The 25,096-nt window shown below is 59.7% G+C and carries 30 protein-coding genes; 23 read left to right on the top strand and 7 right to left on the bottom strand.

Annotation, left to right across the window (positions count from 1 at the left end; genetic code table 11):
• Window positions 1-10: 10 nt before the first annotated feature.
• A complete protein-coding gene (locus tag ACORLH_RS18810) occupies window positions 11-598 on the bottom strand; it encodes a LysE family translocator (RefSeq protein WP_321829862.1) in 588 nt (195 codons plus the stop codon).
• Between the two features lie 72 nt (window positions 599-670).
• Between ACORLH_RS18810 and ACORLH_RS18805 the strand changes: the two genes are divergently transcribed.
• Together ACORLH_RS18805 and ACORLH_RS18800 are read left to right on the top strand one after the other, a co-directional pair.
• Window positions 671-1,123 (top strand): Lrp/AsnC family transcriptional regulator, encoded by a 453-nt coding sequence (locus tag ACORLH_RS18805; protein ID WP_321829861.1) that lies wholly within the window; start codon window positions 671-673, stop codon window positions 1,121-1,123.
• A 196-nt stretch (window positions 1,124-1,319) separates the two neighbouring features.
• Entirely contained in the window at window positions 1,320-2,156 is an 837-nt protein-coding gene (locus ACORLH_RS18800; protein ID WP_321829860.1) for an AraC family transcriptional regulator, read from the top strand.
• Window positions 2,157-2,225: 69 nt separating this feature from the next.
• On the opposite strand, the gene ACORLH_RS18795 is transcribed toward ACORLH_RS18800, so the two are convergent.
• Complete coding sequence (locus ACORLH_RS18795) at window positions 2,226-3,185, bottom strand: L-malyl-CoA/beta-methylmalyl-CoA lyase (RefSeq protein ID WP_321829859.1); 960 nt, start codon at window positions 3,183-3,185, stop codon at window positions 2,226-2,228.
• 289 nt (window positions 3,186-3,474) lie between these two features.
• Between ACORLH_RS18795 and dgcN the strand changes: the two genes are divergently transcribed.
• The 3 genes from dgcN to ACORLH_RS18780 all read left to right on the top strand — a co-directional run bounded on the left by dgcN (window position 3,475) and on the right by ACORLH_RS18780 (window position 6,556).
• Window positions 3,475-4,476 carry an N-acetyltransferase DgcN gene (gene dgcN / locus ACORLH_RS18790; RefSeq protein ID WP_321829858.1) on the top strand — a complete coding sequence of 334 codons (1,002 nt, stop codon included), beginning with the start codon at window positions 3,475-3,477 and terminating at the stop codon, window positions 4,474-4,476.
• 80 nt (window positions 4,477-4,556) lie between these two features.
• Window positions 4,557-5,522, top strand: coding sequence for an N-acetyl-D-Glu racemase DgcA (gene dgcA / locus ACORLH_RS18785; protein WP_321829857.1), 966 nt, complete (start codon window positions 4,557-4,559; stop codon window positions 5,520-5,522).
• Window positions 5,523-5,692: 170 nt separating this feature from the next.
• Window positions 5,693-6,556, top strand: a complete 864-nt coding sequence (locus ACORLH_RS18780; RefSeq protein ID WP_321829856.1) for a D-amino-acid transaminase — start codon at window positions 5,693-5,695, stop codon at window positions 6,554-6,556.
• A gap of 282 nt (window positions 6,557-6,838) precedes the next feature.
• Here the strand turns inward: ACORLH_RS18780 and ACORLH_RS18775 are convergent, their stop codons facing one another.
• The 4 genes from ACORLH_RS18775 to ACORLH_RS18760 form a co-directional block, all read right to left on the bottom strand.
• Window positions 6,839-7,633 carry a class III extradiol ring-cleavage dioxygenase gene (locus ACORLH_RS18775; RefSeq protein WP_321829855.1) on the bottom strand — a complete coding sequence of 265 codons (795 nt, stop codon included), beginning with the start codon at window positions 7,631-7,633 and terminating at the stop codon, window positions 6,839-6,841.
• 227 nt (window positions 7,634-7,860) lie between these two features.
• Window positions 7,861-8,178: a DUF1244 domain-containing protein gene (locus tag ACORLH_RS18770; RefSeq protein ID WP_058245485.1), complete on the bottom strand. Its 318-nt coding sequence runs from the start codon at window positions 8,176-8,178 to the stop codon at window positions 7,861-7,863.
• 20 nt (window positions 8,179-8,198) lie between these two features.
• Window positions 8,199-8,543, bottom strand: coding sequence for a 5-carboxymethyl-2-hydroxymuconate isomerase (locus tag ACORLH_RS18765; protein ID WP_321829854.1), 345 nt, complete (start codon window positions 8,541-8,543; stop codon window positions 8,199-8,201).
• Window positions 8,544-8,555: 12 nt separating this feature from the next.
• Window positions 8,556-9,296, bottom strand: coding sequence for an N-formylglutamate amidohydrolase (locus ACORLH_RS18760; RefSeq protein ID WP_321829853.1), 741 nt, complete (start codon window positions 9,294-9,296; stop codon window positions 8,556-8,558).
• A 133-nt stretch (window positions 9,297-9,429) separates the two neighbouring features.
• On the opposite strand from ACORLH_RS18760, the gene pyk reads away from it, so the two are divergent.
• The 10 genes from pyk to ACORLH_RS18710 all read left to right on the top strand — a co-directional run bounded on the left by pyk (window position 9,430) and on the right by ACORLH_RS18710 (window position 18,306).
• Window positions 9,430-10,878 (top strand): pyruvate kinase, encoded by a 1,449-nt coding sequence (pyk, locus tag ACORLH_RS18755; RefSeq protein WP_321829852.1) that lies wholly within the window; start codon window positions 9,430-9,432, stop codon window positions 10,876-10,878.
• Between the two features lie 33 nt (window positions 10,879-10,911).
• The gene (locus ACORLH_RS18750; RefSeq protein ID WP_321829851.1) at window positions 10,912-11,136 is read left to right on the top strand and encodes a hypothetical protein; all 225 of its coding nucleotides are present in this window, start codon (window positions 10,912-10,914) and stop codon (window positions 11,134-11,136) included.
• Window positions 11,137-11,297: 161 nt separating this feature from the next.
• Window positions 11,298-11,498 (top strand): 50S ribosomal protein L35, encoded by a 201-nt coding sequence (gene rpmI, locus ACORLH_RS18745; protein ID WP_043871133.1) that lies wholly within the window; start codon window positions 11,298-11,300, stop codon window positions 11,496-11,498.
• A gap of 16 nt (window positions 11,499-11,514) precedes the next feature.
• The gene (rplT, locus tag ACORLH_RS18740) at window positions 11,515-11,877 is read left to right on the top strand and encodes a 50S ribosomal protein L20 (protein ID WP_058245480.1); all 363 of its coding nucleotides are present in this window, start codon (window positions 11,515-11,517) and stop codon (window positions 11,875-11,877) included.
• A 110-nt stretch (window positions 11,878-11,987) separates the two neighbouring features.
• Window positions 11,988-12,485 carry an ATP-binding protein gene (locus ACORLH_RS18735; RefSeq protein WP_321829850.1) on the top strand — a complete coding sequence of 166 codons (498 nt, stop codon included), beginning with the start codon at window positions 11,988-11,990 and terminating at the stop codon, window positions 12,483-12,485.
• A gap of 174 nt (window positions 12,486-12,659) precedes the next feature.
• Window positions 12,660-13,508: a 2OG-Fe(II) oxygenase gene (locus tag ACORLH_RS18730; RefSeq protein ID WP_321829849.1), complete on the top strand. Its 849-nt coding sequence runs from the start codon at window positions 12,660-12,662 to the stop codon at window positions 13,506-13,508.
• Window positions 13,509-13,627: 119 nt separating this feature from the next.
• A complete protein-coding gene (gene pheS / locus ACORLH_RS18725) occupies window positions 13,628-14,701 on the top strand; it encodes a phenylalanine--tRNA ligase subunit alpha (protein WP_321829848.1) in 1,074 nt (357 codons plus the stop codon).
• Window positions 14,701-15,321, top strand: coding sequence for a hypothetical protein (locus ACORLH_RS18720; RefSeq protein WP_321829847.1), 621 nt, complete (start codon window positions 14,701-14,703; stop codon window positions 15,319-15,321). Before pheS ends, ACORLH_RS18720 begins: the two co-directional genes overlap by 1 nt.
• 154 nt (window positions 15,322-15,475) lie before the next feature.
• Window positions 15,476-17,875, top strand: a complete 2,400-nt coding sequence (gene pheT / locus ACORLH_RS18715; RefSeq protein WP_321829846.1) for a phenylalanine--tRNA ligase subunit beta — start codon at window positions 15,476-15,478, stop codon at window positions 17,873-17,875.
• A 5-nt stretch (window positions 17,876-17,880) separates the two neighbouring features.
• On the top strand, window positions 17,881-18,306 hold the full coding sequence (locus ACORLH_RS18710; protein WP_321829845.1) for a GNAT family N-acetyltransferase: 426 nt from the start codon (window positions 17,881-17,883) through the stop codon (window positions 18,304-18,306).
• A gap of 5 nt (window positions 18,307-18,311) precedes the next feature.
• Here the strand turns inward: ACORLH_RS18710 and ACORLH_RS18705 are convergent, their stop codons facing one another.
• Window positions 18,312-19,223: a LysR family transcriptional regulator gene (locus ACORLH_RS18705; RefSeq protein WP_321829844.1), complete on the bottom strand. Its 912-nt coding sequence runs from the start codon at window positions 19,221-19,223 to the stop codon at window positions 18,312-18,314.
• Between the two features lie 138 nt (window positions 19,224-19,361).
• Between ACORLH_RS18705 and ACORLH_RS18700 the strand changes: the two genes are divergently transcribed.
• The 8 genes from ACORLH_RS18700 to ACORLH_RS18665 all read left to right on the top strand — a co-directional run bounded on the left by ACORLH_RS18700 (window position 19,362) and on the right by ACORLH_RS18665 (window position 25,021).
• A complete protein-coding gene (locus tag ACORLH_RS18700) occupies window positions 19,362-20,006 on the top strand; it encodes a class I SAM-dependent methyltransferase (protein WP_321829843.1) in 645 nt (214 codons plus the stop codon).
• 93 nt (window positions 20,007-20,099) lie between these two features.
• Window positions 20,100-20,549, top strand: coding sequence for a YtoQ family protein (locus ACORLH_RS18695; RefSeq protein ID WP_058245473.1), 450 nt, complete (start codon window positions 20,100-20,102; stop codon window positions 20,547-20,549).
• Window positions 20,550-20,650: 101 nt separating this feature from the next.
• Window positions 20,651-20,848, top strand: coding sequence for a preprotein translocase subunit SecE (gene secE / locus ACORLH_RS18690; RefSeq protein ID WP_058245472.1), 198 nt, complete (start codon window positions 20,651-20,653; stop codon window positions 20,846-20,848).
• Window positions 20,849-21,069: 221 nt separating this feature from the next.
• Entirely contained in the window at window positions 21,070-21,603 is a 534-nt protein-coding gene (gene nusG, locus ACORLH_RS18685) for a transcription termination/antitermination protein NusG (protein ID WP_058245591.1), read from the top strand.
• 218 nt (window positions 21,604-21,821) lie between these two features.
• Window positions 21,822-22,760, top strand: a complete 939-nt coding sequence (locus ACORLH_RS18680; RefSeq protein WP_321829842.1) for a hypothetical protein — start codon at window positions 21,822-21,824, stop codon at window positions 22,758-22,760.
• A gap of 210 nt (window positions 22,761-22,970) precedes the next feature.
• On the top strand, window positions 22,971-23,396 hold the full coding sequence (gene rplK / locus ACORLH_RS18675) for a 50S ribosomal protein L11 (RefSeq protein WP_058245471.1): 426 nt from the start codon (window positions 22,971-22,973) through the stop codon (window positions 23,394-23,396).
• Window position 23,397: 1 nt separating this feature from the next.
• Window positions 23,398-24,096: a 50S ribosomal protein L1 gene (gene rplA / locus ACORLH_RS18670; RefSeq protein WP_058245470.1), complete on the top strand. Its 699-nt coding sequence runs from the start codon at window positions 23,398-23,400 to the stop codon at window positions 24,094-24,096.
• Between the two features lie 151 nt (window positions 24,097-24,247).
• Complete coding sequence (locus tag ACORLH_RS18665) at window positions 24,248-25,021, top strand: nuclear transport factor 2 family protein (RefSeq protein WP_321829841.1); 774 nt, start codon at window positions 24,248-24,250, stop codon at window positions 25,019-25,021.
• The last annotated feature ends 75 nt before the right edge of the window (window positions 25,022-25,096 follow it).

The following is a 25,096-nucleotide window of genomic DNA, read 5'->3' as shown; positions in this document are numbered from 1 at the left end:
GAAGTGGAGATTAGAGAACCGGCAGGAGCGACGCCACCAGCAACACGGCCATAAAAATATTGAACGCTCGCAGCCGTTGCGGTGAGGACAGCACACGGCTCATCTGTTGGCCCAGCACCGTCCAGCTGCTGACCGAAGGCAGGTTCACCGCGCCGAAAATCGCCGCCACCATCAGGATCGAAAACACCGTGCGTTCCGGCGCATAAAGCGTGATCGCAGTCAGCGCCATCTGCCAGGCCTTAGGGTTCACCCATTGAAAGGCCGCCGCCTGTAGAAAGGTCATCGGCGTGCCGGTGCTGCCGCTGGTATCCGGCATGCCCGCATTGGCAATCTTCCACGCCAACCACAACAGATAGGCGATCCCGGCAACCTTCAGCACCGTGTGGGTTACTGGAAAGGCATCAAACAGCCCCATCAGCCCAACCCCGACAAGGGCCACCATCAGGACAAACCCCAGCGCCACCCCCAGCATATGCGGAATGGTGCGCCGGAATCCGTAATTGGCACCAGAGGCCATCAGCATCAGGTTGTTCGGGCCGGGGGTGATAGAGGTCACAAAGGCAAAGGCGGCGAGGGCGGTGATCAGGTCGTACGTCATTGGGCAAGATTATGCTGTTCTTACTGCATTGAAATTGCAATGTTGGGCGTGGATACGCAGATGAGACAATAAATGGCGAAGATAGATCAAATCAACGACAAGATATTGCAGGAATTGTCGCGTGACGGTCGGATTTCCAACCTGGAACTGGCGGATCGGGTGGGGCTGTCGCCCTCGGCCTGTCTGCGCCGGGTGCAGGAGCTGGAGCGTTCAGGCGTCATTCAGGGCTATCGCGCGGTGATCAACCCGGCGGCGCGGGATGTTGGCTTTGTGGCCTATATGACGGTGGGGCTGGGGCTGCACACCAAATCCGCGCAGGAGGCGTTTGAACGCTCCGTGGCGCTGGCGCCAGAGGTGCGCGAATGCCACAACATCACCGGCACGGTGGAATATCTGCTGCGCGTGGAGGCGCGGGATCTTGCGGACTACAAACGCTTCCACACCGATGTCATGGGCACGCTGGATCAAGTGAATTCGATCACCACCTTTGTTGTCATGGGCTCACCCAAGGATGAACGGGCGTGATCATTGAGGCGTGATTTGTGGCGGGGCTAATGAGGCGCTGCCCTGCTGGCGTTTTTGGGGGCGCTGCCCCCTTGGCCTGCGGCCAATTCCCCCGGAGTATACGGGAAACAGTGAAAAAAATGCCGCATCTGCAGGTCAGCAAGACTTGTTCATCCGGGCTGGGGCACATCTGCCCTGCGAAATGAAAGAGGGCGTTATGGCTGGAAGCTACGAAGACCGGATCCTGCGTGTGGTGAAATATATCCATGATCATCCGGCGGGGGATCTGTCGCTGGACCGGCTGGCCGACGTGGCGGCGATGTCGCGGTTTCACTGGCATCGGGTGTTTCATGCGATGATGGGGGAAACCTGCGCCGAGATGGTGCGCCGGGTGCGGCTGCATCAGGCGGCGCTGCGGCTGGTGCAGGGCACCGATCCGGTGGCCGAGATTGCCATCCAGGTGGGCTATCCCACGCCGCAAAGCTTTGGCCGTGCCTTTCGGGCGGCCTATGGTCTGACGCCTCTGGCGTTTCGCAAGCAAGGGGTGCCGCTGGTGGCGCTCCGGCAGATGAAACCTGAGGAGTTTAAAGTGTTTGATGTTAAAATTGAGGAGCGCGGCGCGCTGCGTCTGGCAGGCTGGGAGCATCAGGGATCCTATATGGGGATCGGTGCCAAGTTTGAGGAACTGGCGGCCTTGGCCACAGCCCGCGGCCTCTGGGAGAAGACCTGCGGCATGGCGGGGATCTACTGTGGCGATCCAACCGAAATGCCTGAGGAGCAGCTGCGCAGCTTTGCCGCGTTGATCCTGCGTGATGGTCAGGACCTGCCTGAGGGTCTGGAAGAACGCGGCTACGCTGCCGGTCGGGTGGCGGTGCTGGTCTTCAAAGGCCCCTATTCCAACATGGCGGAGGCCTATCAGTACCTTTATGGCCGCTGGTTGCCGGAAAGCGGTGAAGAGGCCGCCGACGCCGCACCCTATGAGGTCTATCTGAATTCACCCGCCGACACCCCGGCGGAGGAGCTGCTGACCCAGCTCTGTGTGCTGTTGAAGTAAAGCGAAACACGGGTTCAGAAATGCAAAAGGGCGCCGGTTGTCGGCGCCCTTCTTGGTATTGCTTGTGGCTCAGCTGCCGGCGATCAGCTCGGCCTGGGCGACGATCACCTCGGCCTGTTTGATCGAGGCGATATCGACCAGACGGCCCTTGTAGACCGTGGCGCCTTCGCCGTTGGCCTTGGCCTGTTCCATCTCGGCAAGGATTTCGCGGGCTTCGGTCACAGCCGCCTCAGACGGGGTGAAGACCTCATTGGCCAGTGCGATCTGTTTCGGGTGGATCGCCCATTTGCCTACCATGCCCAGAGTGGCCGAACGTTTGGCCTGCGCGATGTAACCTTCGTCATCCGAGAAATCGCCAAACGGCCCGTCCACCGGCAGCACACCATGGGTGCGGCAAGCGGCAACAATGGCGGTTTGGGCCCAGTGCCACGGGTCGGACCAGTGCTTCTGGCCCTCATGCAGCATGTAGTAGTTTTCCTGCGTGCCACCGATGCCGGTGGTCTGCATGCCCATTGAGGCGGCGAAATCCGCGGCGCCCAGGCTCATCGCGGCCATCCGGGGGGAGGCAGCGGCAATTTCTTCAACATGGGCGATGCCGGCGGCGGATTCGATGATCACCTCAAAATCAATGCGCTTGGCGCGCCCCTTGGCGACCTCAATCGCGGTGACCAGCGCATCCACGGCGTAGATATCCGCAGCGCAGCCCACTTTCGGGATCATGATCTGATCCAGCCGATCGCCGGCCTGTTCCAACAGATCCACCACATCGCGGTACCAATAGGGGGTGTCTAGCCCGTTGATCCGCACTGACAGGGTTTTGCTGCCCCAATCGATGGTGTTGATCGCCTCAATCGCATTGGCGCGCGCCATATCCTTGTCCGAGGGGGCCACGGAATCCTCAAGGTCGATGTTGATCACATCCGCAGCCGACGCCGCCATTTTGGCAAACAGCTTGGAGTTGGAGGCCGGGCCAAACAGCTGACAACGGTTGGGGCGTGCAGGGGCGGCTGGTTGCAGGCGGAAGCTCATTGGGCGATTCCTCTGGGTAACGAAATTACAGATTTTTCATCTTGAGGGTTATTAAATTGCGCTCCTGTTCGCAAGGATATTTTGCACCTGCGGCATCGCGCCTGCAGAGAAACCCGCGATGCGGTGATTAATTCGCAGGCACAATGCAAACTTCGAAGAATTTTCGAGCGATCGGTCAAAATTCAGAAATTTCTCCCAATGACGCAGGGTGCCCAGCTGCAATCGCGAAGACACTCCCGGTACGAATCCATCACACTGCGCCAGCTAAAAGAAATGAAAGGCCGATACGATGATCAAGACCCCCTATCTGCTGTTTTTGGGTGACGCCCCGGACCAACTGGCTGCAAAAGTGGCCCAAGGTATCAAGGACTGGCGTCCTGAATTTGCTGTAGGCCAGTATCGGATGGACGGCTGCAAGGCCGACATGGGCCTGCCCGACATGACCCTGGAAGAGGCCAAAGCGGCGGGCGCCAAAACGCTGGTGATCGGCGTGGCCAACCGCGGCGGCGTGATCAGCCAGGCCTGGAAAAAGGTTCTGGTCACCGCGCTGGAAGAGGGGTTTGATCTGGCCTCGGGCCTCCACAACCTGCTGAAAGACGAAGAAGACCTGGTTGCCGTGGCCAAAGCCACCGGTCAGGAGCTGCACGACGTGCGCGTGCCTGAGGTCGACTACCCGATCGCCAACGGTAAGAAACGCACCGGCAAACGTCTGCTGGCGGTGGGCACCGACTGTTCGGTGGGCAAGATGTACACCGCGCTGTGCATGGAAAAGGAAATGCGTGAGCGTGGCATGAAGGCCTCGTTCCGCGCCACCGGCCAGACTGGCATCCTGATCACCGGCGACGGTGTGCCGCTGGACGCGGTAATTGCTGACTTCATGGCGGGTTCGATCGAATACATCACCCCCAACAATGACGCCGATCACTGGGACATCATCGAGGGTCAGGGCAGCCTGTTCCACGTGTCTTACTCAGGCGTGACCATGGCGCTGATCCACGGCGGTCAGCCGGATGCGCTGGTGGTCTGCCACGAGCCGACCCGCGATCACATGCGTGGTCTGCCGGATTACCAGCTGCCCAGCCTGGAAGCGGTGCGCGATATGGCGCTGTCGCTGGCCAAAGTGGCCAACCCGGACTGTCAGGTTGTGGGCTATTCGATCAACACTCAAAACATGCCCGAGGACGAAGCCAAGGCCTATTGCGCCAAGGTTGAGGCCGAGCTGGGCCTGCCGGCAACCGACCCGTTCCGCTTTGGCGCGGGCAAGCTGGTCGACGCGCTGGACGCGATCTGATCTAACAGCCTTGAAGGCCGGAGCGGACGATCCCTCCGGCCTTTTGAGTATTTAAGGAACATTGAAAGGGGAGGGGCGGCATGACCATCACCGTTCAAAAAGACGTCTTTAAACTGGCGCAGGTTTTCACCATCAGCCGGGGCAGCCGGACCGAGGCCAAGGTGCTGACGGTCAAGATCGAACGCGACGGCCATGTGGGCTGGGGCGAATGTGTGCCCTATGCGCGTTATAATGAGACGCTTGAGTCGGTCACCGCTGAAATCGAAGGCCTGCCCGCAGATGTCACCCGTGAGGCTTTGCAGGATCTGCTGCCTGCAGGCGCGGCCCGCAACGCCGTTGATTGTGCGCTGTGGGATCTAGAGGCGAAAAAGGCTGGCAAACGGGTCTGGGAACTGGCGGGCCTGCCCGCGCCGGAGCCGGAAATCACCGCCTATACCCTGTCGCTTGCCTCCCCTGAGGAGATGCAGGAACAGGCCGCCAAGAACGCCCACCGCCCGCTGTTGAAAATCAAGCTGGGCACGCCTGATGATATGGTCCGCCTTGAGGCGGTGCGCAAAGGCGCGCCCGAGGCCCGGATCATTGTGGATGCCAATGAGGGCTGGAGTGCTGAGGTCTACGCCGATCTGGCACCGCATCTGGTGCGTCTGGGGGTGGATCTGGTGGAACAGCCCCTGCCGGCCGGTGAAGATGACGCGCTGATCGGTATGGACCGTCCGGTGCCGGTCTGCGCCGACGAAAGCTGCCATGACCGCACATCGCTGGCGAAGCTGAAGGGCAAATATGATGTGGTGAACATCAAGCTCGACAAAACCGGTGGTCTGACCGAAGCGCTGAAACTGCGCGAGGCCGCGCTGGCCGAAGGCTATAAGGTGATGGTCGGCTGCATGGTCGGCTCCTCCCTCGCGATGGCGCCGGCGACGCTGGTGGCGCAGGGTGCGATGGTCACCGATCTGGATGGTCCGCTGCTGCTGGCCGAAGACCGCGATGCCCCGCTGACCTTTGATGAGGCCGGTGTGCATGGACCTGAGGCCGCGCTCTGGGGGTAAGCCCCGGCGCGACGCACCAAAACCCAAACTGACAGCCCCATTCTGCCTTTCACAAAGGCGGGGCTGTTGTTGCGCCCTGTTGCCGCGTCCCATCGTGGCGCAGCCAGCTAATGCTTGACACATCGGGCAATGCGCCCAAGAAGAAACCAACCCAAATTCAGGAGCCAGTGATGACCCGCACCGTATTCGTTAACGGAGAGTATTTGCCCGAAACCGACGCCAAAATCTCGATCTTTGATCGTGGTTTCCTGATGGCGGATGGCGTCTATGAGGTGACCAGCGTGCTGGGTGGCAAGCTGATCGATTTTGACGGTCACCTGAAACGGCTGGAACGGTCGCTGAATGAGCTGGATATGGACAAACCAGCTGAGTTTGACGACCTGCTGGAGATCCACCGCAAGCTGGTTGAGCTGAACGGCATCGAAGAGGGCATGATCTACCTGCAGGTCACCCGTGGCGCCCCCGGCGACCGTGACTTTGTCTTCCCCGATCCGGCAGAAACCCGTCCGACGCTGGTGCTGTTCACCCAGAACAAGCCGGGTCTGGCCGATAGCCCTGCCGCCCAGAAAGGCATCAAGGTCATTTCGATCGAAGATATCCGCTGGGGCCGCCGTGACATCAAAACCGTGCAGCTGCTCTACCCGTCGATGGGCAAGATGATGGCGAAGAAAGCCGGTTGTGATGACGCCTGGCTGGTCGAAGAGGGCAAGGTGACCGAAGGCACTTCGAACAACGCCTATATCGTCAAAGACGGCAAGATCATCACCCGTGCGCTGAGCAATGACATCCTGCACGGCATCACCCGAGCGGCCGTGCTGCGGTTCGCCCGCGAAGCCCAGATGGAAGTGGTGGAGCGCAGCTTCACCATTGAAGAAGCGCAACAGGCGGATGAGGCTTTTGTGACCTCCGCCTCGACCTTCGTGATGCCAGTTGTTGAAATTGATGGCGCTGCGATTGGTGAGGGCGCGGTTGGTCCGGTGGCCAAACGCCTGCGCGAAATCTATCTGGATGAGAGCCTGAAGGCAGCAGTCTAACCCACCTGACAGGGCGAAATGCGCAAGGGCGGCCAGTGGCCGCCCTTTTGCGTTGCGTTGCCGTTAGGTCGCAGTCTCCCGGGGGTTGCGCTTAACGCAAGTTGCCGGGATGGCAAGATATTCTAATGAGGGGCGCTAGTTTTTTGACGGTTATGCTCTTTTCGGTTGAAGTGCCTGTGTCATATCCGATACCCGACGGTATGGGCAGCCAAAGTGAGTGGCGCTGTTTTCAGCGGTGGTTGCCCAAGGCTTCTGCCTGCCGGGGGGCGGGCAGAAGCCGACCTACCCTTCAAACCGATAGCTTGAGGCCGTGACACCACCAAATATGTCCTTCTGGTGGTAGCTGCGCTGGGCGGTTGCCCCTTCGGCGGCACCAAGGGCGGCAAACAGCGGCGCCAGGTGATCCTCTTGGGCGTGGCACTCCCGCGCAAAGGGGGCCTGCTCCCAGTTCAGGATCGCCTCACGCCGTGCCTCAGGCGGCAGCGCCAGTGCCTCATGCAGCCAGGCATCAAAGGCTTCGGAGGGCACCTTGGCCTTTGGGCCAAACTGGCGCAGGTTGTGATAGCTGAGGCCGGAGCCGATGATCAGCACGCCGTCATCACGCAGGGGCGCCAAGGCGCGGCCCATGTCCCAGTGTTTTTCAGGGTCATACCCCTGCTGGAGCGAGACCTGGAACAGCGGCACATCCGCCTCGGGATAGATCAGCGCCATCGGTACGAAGGTGCCGTGGTCATAACCCATCGTATCATCCAGCCGCGTCGGCAGACCCGCCTGATGCAGCCGCTGCGCCACATCCTCGGCCAGGTCCGGCGCGCCGGGGGCGGGGTAGCTCAGCTCATAGGTTTCTGGCGGGAAGCCGTGATAGTCATAGACCATCCGCGGACGTTTGCAGTGCATCACCGCAAAACTCTCGGTTTCCCAATGGCCTGAGATCATCAGAACCGCTTTGGGTTTCTGATGCAACTCGGCTGAAATCTGGCGCAGGGAGGCCGCAAGGGGCTCCAGCTCCTGTGCCATGTTGGGCACCCAGGGCCAGGGGCCGCCGCCGTGAGAAATGAAATGTGTTGGCAGGGTCATGTCACGTGCCTTTGCTGCTAAGAAGGTGTTGCAGCAAAGGTAGGGGGGCACGGAGCCTGCGAAAACGCCGCTTGCCCCACAGATTATGTGCAGATCTGCGCGATCTCTTTCGCCGTGTCGGCGGCGCCAAGAACTCTCGTTCAGGTGTTAGACCCAAGTTGTAACAAAAAGACCTGAGGCCGGTTTGCGCGGCCTCAGGTCAAAGAATGCTTGGGGTAAGGGGCGGATTATTTGCCCGCGTCACCAACGTTTTCGGCAAAGGCCTTGGTGAACTCGGCCTGTTTTTCCGCGCTGGCGTCGGTTTGATAGTTGGTTTTCCACTCATCCATCGTCATGCCGTAGAAAATCTCACGCGCGGCGTTTTTGTCCATCTCGATGCCACGTTCATTGGCGGCTTCCTGGTACCAGCGGCTGAGGCAGTTGCGGCAGAACCCGGCGAGGTTCATCATGTCGATGTTTTGCACATCGGTGCGTTTTTCCATCAGGTGTTCACGCAGCGCGCGGAAGGCGGCGGCTTCCAGCTCAATCCGGGTTTGATCGTCCATGTCTGTCTCCTTTTAGCGTGTCACAACACGCGTTTGGCGTAAGAGGCACCGTGCATATCCACCGCCTCAGCTGTCAGGCTGCCCACCTCTGGCAGGTGGGCTTTCATCACATCTAGCACAATCCCGGTGAGATGCGATTTGGTCGCATCGTCGCGCCCCGGCAGAAGCCGCAGGGTGGCGTGGGTGTAGCTTTGCGGATCCGTTCCAATGACGCCAAAGGGTTGCGAGCAGGCGCGGATTTTCAGGCTGGCGGGGTTGGGAATTGCCGGTTCTTTCGCCAGCGCGTCAAACAGGGCCTGACAGAGCGATTGCAGATCAGCCTGGGTTTCAAGGCCGTCAGAGTATTCCAGAACAACATGGGGCATGGTGGGGCTTTCTCAGACGCCGCTGCGCGACAGGGTTTCGGTCAGGATCGGGGCCAGGCGCTGCCCCCATTGGGCCTGCTGCTGGTCGGTTTCGATCAGGTCATTGCGGATCTCAATCAGGGCGTTGGGACGGCCATGCGCGGTGGCATGGGTGTCAATCGCATCACCGGGCAGATAGCCGGTGTAGGGTTCGTTGTCCCCGACACAAAGGTGCTGTTCCTCCTCCAGCCGGGTGATCAGCGGCTGGGCGTAGCGCCCATCCTCCGCCCAGAGCACACCGATATGCCAAGGGCGCGGCGCGCGGCCCTGCAGCTGCGGGGTGAAGGAATGCATTGAGATGATCACCGTATCGTCGCGCCGTGCCGCCAGGTCTGCCAGGGCTGCGTGATAGGGGCGGTAAAAGGCGTCGAGCCGCCGCTCCAGCTCAGCCGCGTCGGCATGGCGGTTGGCGGGGATGATGGTGCCGTCATAGAGCTTCATCAGCAGGGTCGGATCATCGTCACCACGGTTGGGATCAATCACCAGCCGTGAGAAATCCGACAGGATTGCGGCACAACCCAAGGCATCGGCCAGCGCCCGGGTCACCCCGGCGGCGCCGACGTCATAGGCAATGTGGCGGTTCATATCGCCCGCGCCCAACCCCAATTCGCCGCCATTCAAAAAGGGTGGAACGGTGTTGGTGGCATGGTCGCAGGTGATCAGGAAGCGGCTGTCGCGGTCACCGCCGTGAATGTGGAAGGGATGGTAGGTCATGAAACTTTCACTTGGTTTGAAAAGCCTCTATGCCACTTTGCGCGTGATTGGAATTGTTTCTGCCGTACCATATGCGTATAAGGCAGCGAAGTTAGCGGTAACATTGGCCTGCTAGGAAGGGAATTGATCTGATATGAGACGCTTTCGCAACGTGAAAATCGTGGCCACTTTGGGCCCGGCCTCCAGCGACTATGAAACCATCCGTGCGCTGCATGAAGCCGGGGCGGACGTGTTCCGCCTGAACATGAGCCACGGCGACCACGAAGAAATCCGCGAACGTCACGCGATCATTCGTCAGGTGGAAAAAGACCTGAACAACCCGGTGGGCATTCTGGCCGACCTGCAGGGCCCGAAGCTGCGTGTGGGTGTCTTTGCCAATGAGGCGGAGGAGCTGGAGAACGGCGCAAGCTTCCGTCTGGATCTTGATGAGACCCCGGGTGATGCAACGCGTGTCTGCCTGCCGCACAAAGAGATCTTTGATGCGCTGGAAGTGGGCACCACCCTGTTGGTCAACGATGGCAAGATCCGCCTGAAAGTGACCGAATGCGGCTCTGACTTTGCTGAAACCGAGGTGATTGCGGGCGGCACAATCTCAAACCGTAAAGGTGTGAACGTGCCGGATGTGGTGCTGCCGTTGGCGGCGCTGTCGGAGAAGGACAAGAAGGACCTGGAGTTCGTCTGTCAGCTGGGTGTTGACTGGCTGGCGCTGAGCTTTGTGCAGCGTCCCGAGGATGTCTGGGAAGCGCGCAATCTGGCCAATGGCCGGGCCGCCATCCTGTCGAAGATTGAAAAGCCTGCGGCGGTGAAAGCCTTTGAAGAGATCCTTGATGTCTCGGATGGGATCATGGTGGCGCGTGGCGATCTGGGTGTGGAACTGCCGGTGCAGAACGTCCCGCCGATCCAGAAACGCCTGATCCGCAAGTGCCGCAAAGTGGCCAAGCCGGTGATCGTGGCAACGCAGATGCTGGAATCGATGATCGATTCGCCGATGCCCACCCGGGCTGAGGTGTCGGATGTGGCAACCGCCATCTACGAAGGCGCCGATGCCATCATGCTGAGCGCAGAATCCGCTGCCGGGTCCTTCCCGATCGAAGCGGTGACCACGATGAACAACGTGGCAGTCGAAGTGGAAAGCGATGCCACCTACACCGAAATCATCGAGGCCAGCCGCATCGCGGACCGCAAAACCGTTGCCGATGGCATCGTTGCGGCTGCACGTGAGATTGCGGAAACCACCGATATTAAGGCGATCTGCTGTTACACCCAGTCAGGGACCACGGCGCTGCTGGTGTCGCGGGAACGTCCGCGGGTGCCGATCATCGCGCTGACCCCGCTGCGCGACACGGCGCGTCGTCTGGCGCTGAGCTGGGGCACCGATTGTGTGGTCATCAGCGGCGATGTCGATCGCTTCAAACAGGCGGTGGTCAATGCGGCGCGGGCAGCGCGGATGGGCGGCTATGCCACTGAGGACGATCAGATCCTTGTCACCGCGGGTGTGCCGTTCAATGTGACAGGCACCACCAACATTCTGCGGGTGGCCCCCTGTGCAGAACGTTTGATCTACGCCACCGATCCGGAATAACCTCTGCTGCAGGGCAGCCAGAGGGGCATCAAGATGCAGGCGGATTTGATCATGGTTATTGGCGTGGTGATCGCCTGTTTTGCGATCCCCGCCTTCGTTTCCGCCTGGAGTGAGAAAGAAGCGCCGCGTGCAGCGGCGCTTTTTGTGCTTATCGGCTTTGCGCTGGGCTTTTACGCCACAACGGTCAAGCCCGGCGGCTTTGCCTTGATGGATATTCCGATGGCCTTTGTCATCGTGGCAGGTCAGGTTCTGAACTGATTCTGCAGGCTTTCGGTCGCCCGCCTTATTTTATTGGCGATTACGGTGCAGATTCCCCCTTGCCAGCGGCGCCCATCCCCCCTAAAGAAGCGGCCTGTCTGCGCGGCCGGCTATATGGCATGCCGAGTCGCGTGTAATCGTACAAAGACTAGGAGACGAAAATGCCTAAGATGAAGACCAAGTCGAGCGCCAAAAAGCGCTTCAAGGTGACCGCGACCGGTAAAGTGATCGCAGGTCAGGCCGGCAAACGCCACGGCATGATCAAACGCACCAAGAAATTCATCCGCGACGCTCGCGGCACCACCACGCTGTCGGCTCCCGACGCGAAAATCGTCAAGGGCTATATGCCCTACGACCGCTAAGTAGAGGAGAGCTGATATGTCCCGCGTTAAAGGTGGTACCACGACTCACGCCCGCCACAAGAAGGTCATTAAGGCAGCAAAAGGCTATTACGGCCGCCGCAAGAACACCTTCAAGGTCGCCCGTCAGGCCGTTGACAAGGCGAACCAGTACGCAACCCGCGACCGTAAGAACCGCAAGCGTAACTTCCGTGCGCTGTGGATCCAGCGTATCAACGCTGCTGTACGTGCACATGACGAAGCGCTGACATACTCGCGTTTCATCAACGGTCTGGGCCTGGCTGGCATCGAAGTTGACCGTAAAGTACTGGCCGACCTGGCCGTACATGAGCCCGACGCTTTCGGCGCAATCGTCGAAAAAGCCAAGGCCGCTCTGGCGTAAGCCAAGCACTCGGTTACAAGATCAAAGGCGGTGCCCCCGGGTGCCGCCTTTTTCGTTGTTTATTAGGATTTCGCCGTGGTGGATGCGGCATCAGAAATTTTGAGGCTGCTATGACAACTGATCGATCGCCCACGCTGCATATGCTCTGTGGCAAAATCGCCTCGGGCAAGTCGACGCTTTGCGCCCGGTTGAGTGCAGCGCCGGGCACGGTTCTGTTGTCTGAGGATGATTGGCTGGCAGCGCTCTATGGTGATCAGATGCAAACGCCGCAGGATTTCCTGCGCTGTTCGGCGGCGCTGCGCTCGGTCGTTGGGCCGCATGTGAAGCAGTTGCTGGCTGAGGGCCTGTCGGTGGTGTTGGATTTTCAGGCCAACACAGTGGCAAGCCGCAGCTGGATGAAGGGGCTGCTGGCGCAGACAGGGGCCGCACATCAGCTGCATGTGATGACCACGCCGGATGCGCTGTGCCTGCAACGTCTGAAAGCCCGCAATGCGGCGGGAGAACATGCCTTTGCCGCGACGGAGGCGCAGTTTGCCCAGTTTGCCAAACACTACGCCGAACCCAGCGCTGAGGAAGGGTTCACCATTGTGCTGCATGACGCCAGCTAGCGACGTTTGAGCTTATTGAAGCGCGGTTTGACTGAAGTACCCCGAGTCAAATTCGCCTAGCGGTGCGCAAATGTGCCGCCGCCGCGTTGTTTTGCGGCTGAGGGGCTGCATTGCTTGACAGCAACGGGCGGCGCCCTGTTTGCTGTTGTAAATTATAGCTATTTGGATTGTGCGATGACTGCTTTTTACCCTCTGGACCCGGAAACGCTGAGCATCCCGCAGCAGCGCGCCAAGGAAATTGGCGCCACTTTGGCGGCGGAGTATCAGGCGCAGGCGCCGTATCACTACACAAGCGTCGACAATTTCCTGCCATTGGAGGTGCTGGAAAAGGTGCGGGCTGAGGTGATGGCGCTGCCGGATCAGGATCCGGAGTTTTCCAGCGGCAATGAAAAGCTCAAGACCTCCTATAATCCCGACCGCCTGCCGCCCTACACCCGCTCGGTGTTTCAGGCGCTGAACGCGCGGCCTTTCATCCAGTTTCTGGAAAACATGTCAGGCATCAAGGGGCTGATCCCCGATCCCTATTTCATGGGCGGCGGCATTCACCGGATCAACACCACCGGGTTCTTGGATATCCATGCGGATTTCAATCACCACTCGATCATGAACCTGGAGCGGCGCCTCAACGTGCTGATCTACCTCAATCCTGACTGGCAGGAGGACTATGGCGGATCCTTTGAGATCTGGACCAATGACATGAGTGAGAAGGTGGAAGGCTTCGTGCCGATCATGAACCGGATGTGCTGTTTTTCCACCGGCAATAACACCATGCATGGCAACCCTGAGCCGGTGAACCATCCCGACGGTCAGCCGCGCCTGTCCATTGCGCTTTACTACTACACAGCCACCTGGGAAGAGGGGCGCACGGCGCAGTCCACCGTGTTCAAACGCCGTCCCGGCAGTGAGGATGCGCGCAGCTATGAGGGCACGTTGCGGGTGGTGCGCGATGTGGTGCCGCCGGTGCTTTATCGCAAGACCAACAATCTGATCCGCAAGCTGCGCGGCGTTGACCGCGCCAAGTAGAGTGGCGGAGTTGTGCCTCCGTTGCGTCTGGGTCTCAACCCGTGCGCGCCCCTGTGTCCAACCCTTGCGTTTTATGGCTCTGCTCGCTAGCAGGGGCGTAACGGAATTGGAGGGGTCGGATGGACGATCTGAAACAGAAATACCTCAGCGCGATTGCCGATGCAGGCGATGAGGCCGCGCTGGAAGACCTGCGGGTGCAGGCAGTGGGTAAAAAGGGCGAGGTCAGCCTGAAGATGCGCGAGCTGGGCAAGATGACGCCCGAAGAGCGTCAGGTGGCAGGCCCGGCGCTGAACGCGCTGAAGGATGAGATCAACTCGGCCCTGGCCGCGAAGAAAGCCGCGCTGGCCGATGCAGCGCTGGAAGAGCGTCTGCGCACCGAATGGCTGGATGTGACCCTGCCGGGCCGGACCGAGCGTCGCGGCACCATCCACCCGATTTCGCAGGTCAGCGAAGAGATCGCCGCGATCTTTGCCAACCTTGGCTTCGCCGTGGCCGAAGGCCCGCAGATCGAAACCGATTGGTACAACTTCGACAGCCTCAACATCCCGCCGCATCACCCCGCGCGGCAGGAGTTTGACACCTTTTACATGAACCGTGCCGAAGGCGACGATCGCCCGCCGCACGTTCTGCGCACCCACACCTCGCCGGTACAGACCCGCGCGATGGAAAAGCAGGGCGCTCCGATCCGTGTGATCGCGCCGGGCCGTGTGTACCGCTCGGACTATGACCAGACCCACACGCCGATGTTCCACCAGGTGGAGGGGCTGTGCATCGACAAGGATGTGTCGATGGCGAACCTCAAATGGGTGCTGGAAGAGTTCTTTGCCGCCTTCTTTGAAATCGACGGCATCAAGACCCGTTTCCGCGCCTCGCACTTCCCGTTCACGGAACCGTCGGCCGAGGTGGATATCCAGTGTTCCTGGGTGGATGGCCAGCTGAAGATCGGTGAAGGCGATGACTGGATGGAGGTGCTGGGCTCCGGCATGGTGCATCCGAAGGTGCTGGAAGCGGCAGGTGTGAACCCCGATGAATGGCAGGGCTTTGCCTTTGGCATGGGGATCGACCGTCTGGCGATGCTGAAATACGGCATCCCCGACCTGCGCGCCTTCTTTGACAGCGACCTGCGTTGGTTGCGCCACTACGGCTTTGCCTCGCTGGACGTGCCGACCCTGCACGGTGGGCTGTCGCGGTAATGATCGCAGGCTTCTTCATTTTTGTGATTGTGCTTCAGTTTGCTTGGTTCGGCATTTGTTGGAATGTCCGGTTGAACACACCATCGGTCAAGCCAAGGCTTTGGGCGTACGCAACAATGAAAGGGGCAAAGCGCGATTATGCAAATGCAGCATCGCTTCATCCTGCGGAACATGAAATTTTGTTGGGGGTTTTGAAGAAGGTGGAAGCGAAAAACTCTACTCTTCTGACCGCTTGGGTTTTTGTTGGCGCAGCGTTGCTAGCGGCTGTTTCGATGGAGACCCGCACACTCATGCTGGAGATCTATGCAGGAATGACTTTAGTGCTTATTCCTTTCGTTCTTTCCAGTCTGTGTGGTGTTCGGCAATTGGATCAGGAAGAATTTGCAAAGTTCTCCACGAACTCTCACGCGGCATGGGTCATAAACGGACAGCGTGCTTTGATCCTTGATATGTTGGAGAAAGAGGCGCTGTTTCGCTTTTCAAGCCAAGGCGCAAAGCTGTATATTCCGGTTTGCCTTTTGCTTTTCGTGTCGACCATTTTGGGACGCGCATACGTTGAGGCTGAGCCGTTAGATTGTGCAGCTACGCTGGTTTGCCAACTAAGTAAGTTAGGAGGCTGACGATGGGCAGCGCACACTATCACGCGGGGGCGTCAGTCCCGCATCGTATTCGACCCGCCCACATGGGCGGGTGCGATTGCACCCACCCCGGGCCGGGCGCGATGCTTCGGGCCCTCACGACCGATTTGAATTCTCTCCTGAAGGAGATTGAGACATGAAATTCACCCTCTCCTGGCTGAAAGAGCACCTGGACACCCAGGCAAGCCTTGATGAAATCCTCTACGCCCTGACCGACCTGGGTCTGGAAGTGGAAGAGGTCACCGATCCGGCGGCGACGCTGAAGGGGTTCACCCTTGCCAAGATCGAAGAGGCCGAAAAACACCCCGACGCCGACAAGCTGCGCGTCTGTAAAGTCGCCACCGACGAAGGCGAAAAGCAGATCGTCTGCGGCGCGCCGAATGCGCGGGCGGGCATCACCGTGGTGCTGTGTAAACCGGGCATGTATATCCCCGGCCTCGACATCACCATCAAGGTGGGCAAGATCCGCGGCGTCGAAAGCCACGGCATGATGGCCTCCATGCGTGAGCTGGAGCTGGGCGACGATCACGACGGCATCATCGAACTGCCTTCGGGTGAGGTTGGTGAGAGCTTTGCCGACTGGCTGGCCACCAACATGCCGGAAAAAGTGGATCCGGTGATTGAGATTGCAATCACCCCGAACCGTCCCGATGCCCTGGGCGTGCGCGGCATTGCGCTGGACCTGGCGGCCCGGGGTCTGGGTGAGATGAAGCCGGCCAAAACCGCATCTGTTGCCGGCAGCTTCACATCCACCATCAACGTCACCATTGACGAAGACACCCGCGAAGGCGGTTGTGAGGTCTTTGCCGGGCGTTTGATCAAAGGTGTAAAAAACGGCCCCTCGCCGGAATGGCTGCAGCAGCGCCTGACCGCGATTGGTCTGCGCCCGATTTCGACGCTGGTCGATATCACCAACTTCTTCACCTATGACCGCAACCGTCCGCTGCACGTCTTTGACGCCGATAAGGTCAAAGGCGACCTGCGGGTGCACCGCGCCGAGGGTGGCGAGACCCTGCTGGGTCTGGATGAGAAGGAATACACCTTCTCCGCCGGTCAGGTGGTGATTTCGGATGACAACGGTGTGGAATCCATCGGTGGCATCATGGGTGGTGAGGTGTCTGGTTGTACCGAAGAGACCGTGAATGTCTTCCTTGAGGCGGCGTTCTGGGACACCATTCAGATTGCCAAAACCGGCCGTGCGCTGAAAATCAACTCGGACGCACGCTATCGCAACGAACGCGGCATTGATCCGGCCTACAACATGCAGGCGATGGAAGATGCCACCCAGATGATCCTGGACCTCTGCGGTGGTGAAGCCTCCGAGGTTGTGGTTGCAGGTGAGGTGCCGGATGTGGCGCGTGCCTATAAGCTGGATACCGATCGTGTGCAGTCGCTGGTGGGTATGGAGATCCCTGCTAACACTCAGCGTGAGACCCTGACCAAACTGGGTTTCGTGATGGAAGGTGACATGGCCCATGTGCCCAGCTGGCGCCCTGACGTGCAGGGTTCTGCCGATCTGGTGGAAGAGGTGGCGCGTGTTGCCTCGCTCACCAAGCTGGAGCCGATCCCACTGGCGCGCCCCTCTGCCGGGGTGCCGCGTCCGACCCAACTGCCGATCCAGCGCCGCGAGCAGATCGCGCGCCGCACCACGGCGTCGCTGGGCTACAACGAATGTGTGACCTATAGCTTCATCGACCGTAAATCGGCGGAACTGTTCGGCGGCGGCGACAATGCCACCATGCTGGACAACCCGATTTCTTCTGAGATGAGCCATATGCGTCCGGCGTTGCTGCCGGGTCTGCTCCAGGCCGCAGCCCGCAACCAGGCGCGTGGTTTCAACGACATGGCGTTGTTTGAATGTGGTCCGGCCTTCCACGGTGGGGAACCGGGCGAACAGCACCTGCTGGTCACCGGTCTGCTGATTGGTCAGACCGGTCCGAAAGATGTGCATGGCGCGTCGCGTCCAGTCGATGTTTATGACGCCAAGGCGGATGCTGAGGCCGTGCTGGCCGCCATCGGGGCACCTGCCAAGGTGCAGATCCTGCGTGGTGTGCAGGACTGGTGGCATCCGGGCCGTTCGGGCAAGATCTGCCTGGGTCCGAAAAAGGTGCTGGGCGTCTTTGGTGAGATCCACCCGAAAATCCTGCAGGAAATGGGTGTGAAAGGGCCAGCCGTGGCCTTCACCCTGTTCCCCGAGGAAATTCCGCAGCCGAAGAAGAAATCGGCCACCCGTCCGGCGCTGGATATCAGCGATCTGCAGGCGGTGGAGCGGGACTTTGCCTTTGTGGTGGATGCTGAGGTTGAGGCGCTGACGCTGGTCAACGCCGCGGCTGGCGCCGACAAGGCCCTGATCGAAGAAGTGCGGGTCTTTGACCAGTTCATCGGTGGGTCTTTGGGCGAGGGCAAGAAGTCCATCGCCATCACCGTGCGTCTGCAGCCAAGCGATAAAACCTTGAAAGAAAAGAATATCGAGGCTGTGGCAAGCAAGATCGTCGAAAAGGTCAGCAAGGCCACCGGCGGCGCGCTGCGCGGTTAAACCTGATGCAAGAGATCCGATCAGCCCGACCAGATGAGGCAGAAGCCTTGGCCGGGCTGATCGATGCAGCCTACCAGCCCTACCGCGACCGCGGCATTGTTTTGCCTGATGTCAGCGGCGGCTTGGATGAGGCCATTGCGGCCGGACAGGTCTGGGTCATTGGTGAAGTGCCTTTGGGTGTCCTGATGATGACCACCACGCCGCCCGATGCCCATCTGATGAACATCGCCGTCTCTGCCGCTGCCAAGGGGCAGGGGATTGGCGGGCAGTTGATCCGATTTGCGCTGGACCATGCGCGCTTGACGGGATGTCGTCGGATGGCCTTGGCCACTCATAAAGACATCCCCGAAAACGTTGCGCTTTATGAACACCTTGGCTGGCAGGTGACTGCGCGTGACGGCATGAAAGTGCTGATGTCGCGGGATCTTTGACAGGGTCAGTCTGAGAATTTGGCCTCGGGCTTTTGCGCGAGAAATTCGGCCAGCAGATCAAAGACCAACCGGATGCGGCGGCTGGTGTGCAGCTCCCGGTGTGTGGTCAGCCAGATCGGAAAGACCACGGGGGCCAGATCGGGCAGCACACGTTCCACATCGGGGGTGGCGGCGGCGACGTCATCGGCCATGGCCGCAATGCCGAAGCCCTGACGCGCCAATTCCCAGGAAACAACGCCGCTTTCACTGCCGATGCGAAAGTTCTTTTCGGTGATCGGGAAGCCCAGCGGGTGCAGGAAGCCCAGCATCCGGTTCACATCGCCAAAGCTGATGAAGTCATGGTCGCGCAGATCGTCCAGCGTTTCGGGGCGGCCCTTGCGGTCAAGGTAGTCGGAGGAGGCGTAGAAGTATCCCCGCGCCTCACGCACCAGACGGGCAATCAGATCGGGTTGATCCGGGCGGACGTGGCGGATGGCGATGTCCGCCTCACGCCGCATCAGATCGCGGATGTCATTGGCGGCGACAATGTCAATTTCCAGCTGCGGGGCGCGGGCGCGCAGCTCTTTCATGATCGGGGGCAACAGATAGGCTGAGAACACATCGCTGGCGGTGATCCGCACCACGCCCTCCACCGCCTGTGACTGGCCCGAGGCAACCAGCGCCACCTGATCAGCGGCGGCGTTCATGGCGCGCACGTGCTGCAGCAGCTCCTCCCCGGCCTGGGTCAGCACCAGATTGCGCCCGACCCGTTCAAACAGCATCAGGTTCAACTCAGCCTCCAACGCAGTGACCTGTCGGCCCAGCGTTGGCTGGGTCAGCCCCAGTTTGCGGGCCGCAGCCGAGAGCGAGCCCTCCTCGGCGGTGGCCAGAAAGGCGCGCATATGGTTCCAGTCAAAACTGTTGGCCCCTTGGATCATGGTATCCTCAGCTGCGCCCGAACAGGCGGCGTTTATGCGTTTACGTATGGATGACTTGCAAATTTCCGCAATTTTTATCGCCTTTCTGCATGGCTATCTTCAAGGTGAAAAGATGAGGGTGTGCAAATGACGGCTCAAATGACCAATCAGAAGACGGCGAAGTTCTGGGACAACGTGGCGGATGGCTATGTCAAATCCATGATCGGGGATATGGCGGCCTATGAATATACGCTGGAACGCTCGGCGTCTTACATGAAGGCGACCGATGAGGTGCTGGAACTGGGCTGCGGCACCGGGATGACCGCGGTCCGGCTGGCACCGCATGTGGCCCGTTTCACTGGGTCGGACGTGTCGGAGGGGATGCTGAAACATTGCCGCGCCCGCGCCGAGGAGGCTGGGGCAGAGAACCTGACCTTCACCCAGGCGATGGTGGGCGATCAGACCTTTAAGGGACAGCAGTTTGATGTGGTGATGGCCCATTCCCTGCTGCATCTGCTGCCGGATCTGGAACAGCGGCTGACCGATATTCGCGACCTTGTGAAACCCGGTGGTCTGCTGATCAGCAAAACCGTCTGTCTGGGCGAAGGGCGCAGCCTGAAGGCGCGGGGCATTCGCATGCTGATCCCGATGATGCAGATGGTCGGCAAGGCGCCCTATGTGAACTCCATCTCGGTCTCAGAGCTGGAGGGGCTGTTGACCTGGGCGGGCTTCAAGATCGTGGAAAGCGGCAACTTCCCCAACAAGGTGCCGCCGGCGCGCTATCTGGTGGCCAGAAAGATCTGAGCGCGGTCCTGTGGTCTGATTTGAAACTCCTTCGCTCTGGGCAAGGGGCATGTGGCGGGCTAGACAGGTTTCCAAATGAATGGAGGGCGCGATATGACGCTGAAAGTATACCTGTCTGGCGAGATTCACACCGATTGGCGTGAGCAGATCATTGAGGGCGCAAAAGAGCTGGATGTCAGCTTCTCTTCGCCCAACACCGATCACGATTCCAGCGATGACTGTGGTGTGGCGATTCTGGGCGAGGAGCCAAACAAGTTCTGGCACGACCACAAAGGCGCCAAGCTGAACGCGATCCGCACCCGCACCCTGATTGGTGAGGCCGATGTGGTGGTTGTGCGCTTTGGCGAGAAGTACAAACAGTGGAACGCCGCCTTTGATGCAGGCTATGCTGCCGCTCTGGGTAAATCGCTGATCGTGCTGCACCCGCCAGAGCATCAGCACGCGCTGAAAGAGGTCGACGCGGCCGCATTGGCGGTGGCCGAACAGCCCGGTCAGGTGGTTGAGATGCTGCGCTATGTGCTGACCGGCGCGTTGCCGAAGTGATCACAACAGCCGGGGCAGAGGGGTTCAATGCACCGCTGCCCCTTGAAATCGGGCGCGGATAAGCGTATCTGCGCCCCATCCTGACAGAGAAGACAGACATAATGGCACGTACAAATCCGCTTCAGTTCATTCAGCAGGTCCGCGGCGAAGTGGGCAAGGTTGTCTGGCCGACCCGTCGTGAAGTTCTGCTGACCACCGTAATGGTGTTCATCATGGCCACCGTCACGGCGCTGTTCTTTGCCCTTGTTGATATGGGGATCAAAGGCGGTCTGCGCGGGGTTCTGTCGCTGTTTGGCTGATCCGATCAGGCGCGGCCGGGGGACCGGCATCTGCGCCTTTTCTCTTGAAATCCTGCGCCCTGCGGCGTAGGTGGGAAATCTAACCGGTTAGGGCGTGCGGCGATTCGAGTTGCACGCCGTATTTTTGTTCCGGGTAGCCGCAGATGAGATCTGCGAATGAGTTTTGAATTCCGACCAGAGGGCCAGAGATGCCCAAGGTCGCAGGTGCGGAGACACAGAAGATGGCGAAGCGTTGGTATTCGGTGAGCGTTCTCTCGAACTTCGAGAAGAAGGTGGCCGAGCAGATCCGTACCTCCGTGGAAGAAAACGGTCTGGAAGATGAGATCGTAGAGGTGCTGGTGCCGACCGAAGAGGTCATCGAAGTACGCCGCGGTAAGAAAGTCACCACTGAGCGTCGCTTCATGCCCGGCTACGTGCTGGTGCGCATGGAGATGAGCGATCGCGGGTATCACCTGATTTCGACCATCAACCGCGTGACCGGTTTCCTTGGTCCGCAGGGGCGCCCGATGCCGATGCGCGATGCTGAGGTGAACCAGATCCTCAACCGCGTTCAGGAAGGCGAGGAGCAGCCGCGTACCCTGATCCGCTTTGAGGTGGGGGAGAAGGTCAAAGTGAACGACGGCCCGTTCGAAGACTTCGACGGTATGATCGAAGAAGTGGACGACGAAGCCCAGAAGCTGAAGGTTTCGGTGTCGATCTTTGGTCGCGAAACCCCGGTGGAGCTGGACTTCACCCAGGTGACCAAGCAGGGCTGATCCGGCACCGCTTGAAGAGACAGAGTTTTGCAAAGCGCGTTCCGATCGGGGCGCGCTTTTGCTTTGGGCGGCTGGCAACGGGCGGTTGGCAAATTGGTATCGTTGCCTAGAGGCAACAAAATCTGATTTCTGGTCTGTCCCCCTACACAATCGGCGCTTGAGAGGGTCTTTGCCGCGCAGGGGATAATGCGAGGAAATCGAAAATGGTGAAAACAAATATGTTAGCCCGACTTATGACTGGCGCGGCGTTGAGCGTTGTTGCTGGCATGGCAGCCGCAGACCAGCCGCTTTTTGAATTTGGTCTTGAATTTGGCCATACGTGGCGGGACGGCGATGCGGTGAATTCCAGCGTCAATTTTGACGGCGAGCTGGCCGAGATCCCGGAATATTTCTCGGGCGCGCTGAGCTTTACCGGCACCAACCACTTTGACTCGGGCCTGATCCTGCAGGGTGGTCTGCGTTATGAGCGCAGCTTTGCGGATGAGTTTGGTGAAGATCTGGATCCCGGTGATCCGGATCCGGAAGCGGATGACACCTACAAGCAGGGTGCGCTGGCGACGCTGCAGCTGGGCCGCGTGATCGGTGACACCTACTGGGGTGGCTACGGCACCGTGGGTCAGGTGAGCTTCATCGAGCCTGATGATGATCAGGATGCTACCTTTGGCGTTCTGGGTGCGCAGATGGAATACCGCGCTGACAACTGGTCTGTTGGTGGCTCGTTGGGCTATCTGACCTCGGACGCGGAAGATGAAGAAGGCGCAGATGAAGCGCTGATCCTTTCCGGCAACGGCACCTATTACTTCAACAACGGGGCGTCGCGCCTCAGCGGTCGTTTGTCCTATCTGGATGGCTGGATCGACAACGACAGCCCGGCGGATGAACGCGATGAGCTGCGGATGCTGGAGGCCTCGATCATTTTGGAGAACCAGCTGAACTGGTCGTCTGATCGCGATTGGTCTGCCTTTGTGGGTCTGCATTGGCTGGGCTATGAGGAAAAAGACGAAATCGGAGATCTGGAGAAGGCTTCTGATACCTACATCTCGGCCGGTATCCGGGTGAGCCTGGGTGGCAAAGGCCTGCAGGGGCGTGATCGTTATCAGGCGCCGGCGCTGCCGGATTACCTGCGGATCGTTCAGGCTGGCCCGGTTGTCGACTAAACTGGCCCGCAGCCTATAAAACAACGGCGCGCGGCACGATATGGCGGTGCTGGGGCTTGTCAAAACCCTGCCCTCAGTGTAGATCGCGCGTCACCTGCCGCTCATGCGGCGAATCCCTCGTGGGAGGCACGGCCATCGCGATGGTCTAACCCAACCACGGCAACGTAGGCCAAGGGACGCGTCCCGCGGCTGTTTGAAAAGGAAAAGACAATGGCTAAGAAGCTCGTTGGCACCCTGAAACTGCAGGTGCCCGCCGGTCAAGCTAACCCGTCCCCGCCGGTAGGTCCGGCTCTGGGTCAGCGCGGCATCAACATCATGGAATTCTGTAAGGCCTTCAACGCGAAGACCCAGGAAATGGATCCTGGCGCGCCTTGCCCGACCGTGATCAGCTACTACCAGGACAAGTCCTTCACCATGGACATCAAGACGCCGCCTGCGTCTTACTACCTGAAGAAAGCTGCCAAGCTGAAATCCGGCGCCAACAACCCCGGTCGTGAGACCGTAGGTTCGGTATCTGTGGCTCAGGTGAAAGAAATCGCCGAAGCCAAGATGAAAGATCTGAACGCCAACGACATCGACGCGGCAATGCAGATCATCCTGGGCTCCGCCCGCTCCATGGGCATCGAGGTGAAGTAAGATGGCAAAGCTCGGAAAACGTACCGCCGCTGCGCGTGAAGCCTTCGCTGGCAAAGCAGACGTCACCGTTGAAGAAGCTGTTGCACTGGTGAAAGCCAACGCAACCGCCAAATTCGACGAGACCGTTGAAATCGCTGTGAACCTGGGTGTTGACCCGCGTCACGCTGACCAGATGGTCCGCGGCGTTGTTGGTCTGCCGAACGGCACCGGTAAATCGGTTCGTGTTGCTGTATTTGCGCGCGGCCCGAAAGCCGAAGAAGCTCAGGCTGCAGGTGCAGACATCGTAGGCGCCGAAGACCTGATGGAAACCATCCAGGGCGGCACCATCGATTTCGATCGCTGCATCGCGACCCCGGACATGATGCCGGTTGTTGGCCGTCTGGGTAAAATCCTGGGCCCGCGCAACCTGATGCCGAACCCCAAAGTTGGCACCGTGACCATGGACGTGAAAGCGGCCGTGGAAGCTGCCAAAGGTGGTGAAGTTCAGTTCAAAGTCGAAAAAGCTGGTGTGATCCACGCCGGTGTTGGCAAAGCCTCCTTCGACGAAGGCAAGCTGGTTGAAAACATCCGTGCCTTTGTTGACGCGGTTCAGAAAGCCAAGCCCGCAGGCGCCAAAGGTGCCTACATGAAGAAGATCGCAATCTCTTCGACCATGGGCCCGGGCGTTTCTGTCAACGTGGATAACGCCAACGGCAACTGATCTCTGCGATCAGATTTGAATTTGAAAGGCGCACCTCACCGGTGCGCCTTTTCTTTTGCCCGCAGCGCGCCAGATTAAACGCGATGCTGCCGAGCAACCCCAGCCGGGGTCCGCAGCCAGAAGGACGCACCGCCGCAACGGAAGGGATCCGATGGCAACTGCACGAGAAAACGCAATCAACCTCTATATGCATGGGATCCGCGATGGGCATCCGCGTGCGGCCGTCGCGAAATACACCGGCGCGCGCTACACCCAGCATTCAACCGGCGTGGCAGATGGGGCCGAGGGGTTCATTGCGTTTTTTGAAGCCTTCATCGCCCGCAACCCGGATCGCGATATTCAGATCATCCGGGCGCTGCAGGATGGCAACCACGTGTTTATCCATGCCCATCAATCGCTAAATGGCGGGGAAAGTGTCTGGATCACCACGGATTTCTTCGACAGCGATGATGAGGGGCGCATCATTGAGCATTGGGATGTGATCGGGGCCGGCGCGCCAGCCAACCCTTCGGGACGCACGCAGGTGGATGGCCCCACGGAGATACGCGACCTTGAGAAGACAGAGGCGAACAAGGCGCTGGTGGCGGCGTTTATTCAGACCTGCCTGATAGATCGCGATCTTGAGCGGGCGTCGGACTTTATCAATCCGGACAGCTACCATCAGTACAATCCTGATGTCGGCGACGGTTTGGATGCCTTCCTAAGCCACTTTGCGCCCGCCTCGACCCCGCTGTCTTATCAGGAGTGTTTCCTGATGGTCGGCGAGGGCAATTTTGTCGCCACTTTGAACCGCGCCCGCTGGAAGCATCAGGACCTGTGTCAGGTGGATCTGTTCCGGGTGGACAACGGCAAGATCGTGGAGCATTGGGACAATTCAGAACCGGTGCCCCCGCCTGAGGAATGGGCCAACTCGGGCAAATTCTGAGGGTTCTGCGGCGGCTTCGTTGCAAATTGTGCTGAAAAAGATGCTGTTTTCCGGCTTGGCGGTTAGGGGCTTGGA

It is taken from the genome of Thalassovita sp., from assembly GCF_963691685.1.
In the GTDB taxonomy this organism is placed as follows: domain Bacteria; phylum Pseudomonadota; class Alphaproteobacteria; order Rhodobacterales; family Rhodobacteraceae; genus Thalassobius.
This window is presented reverse-complemented; position numbering and strand designations above follow the sequence as displayed.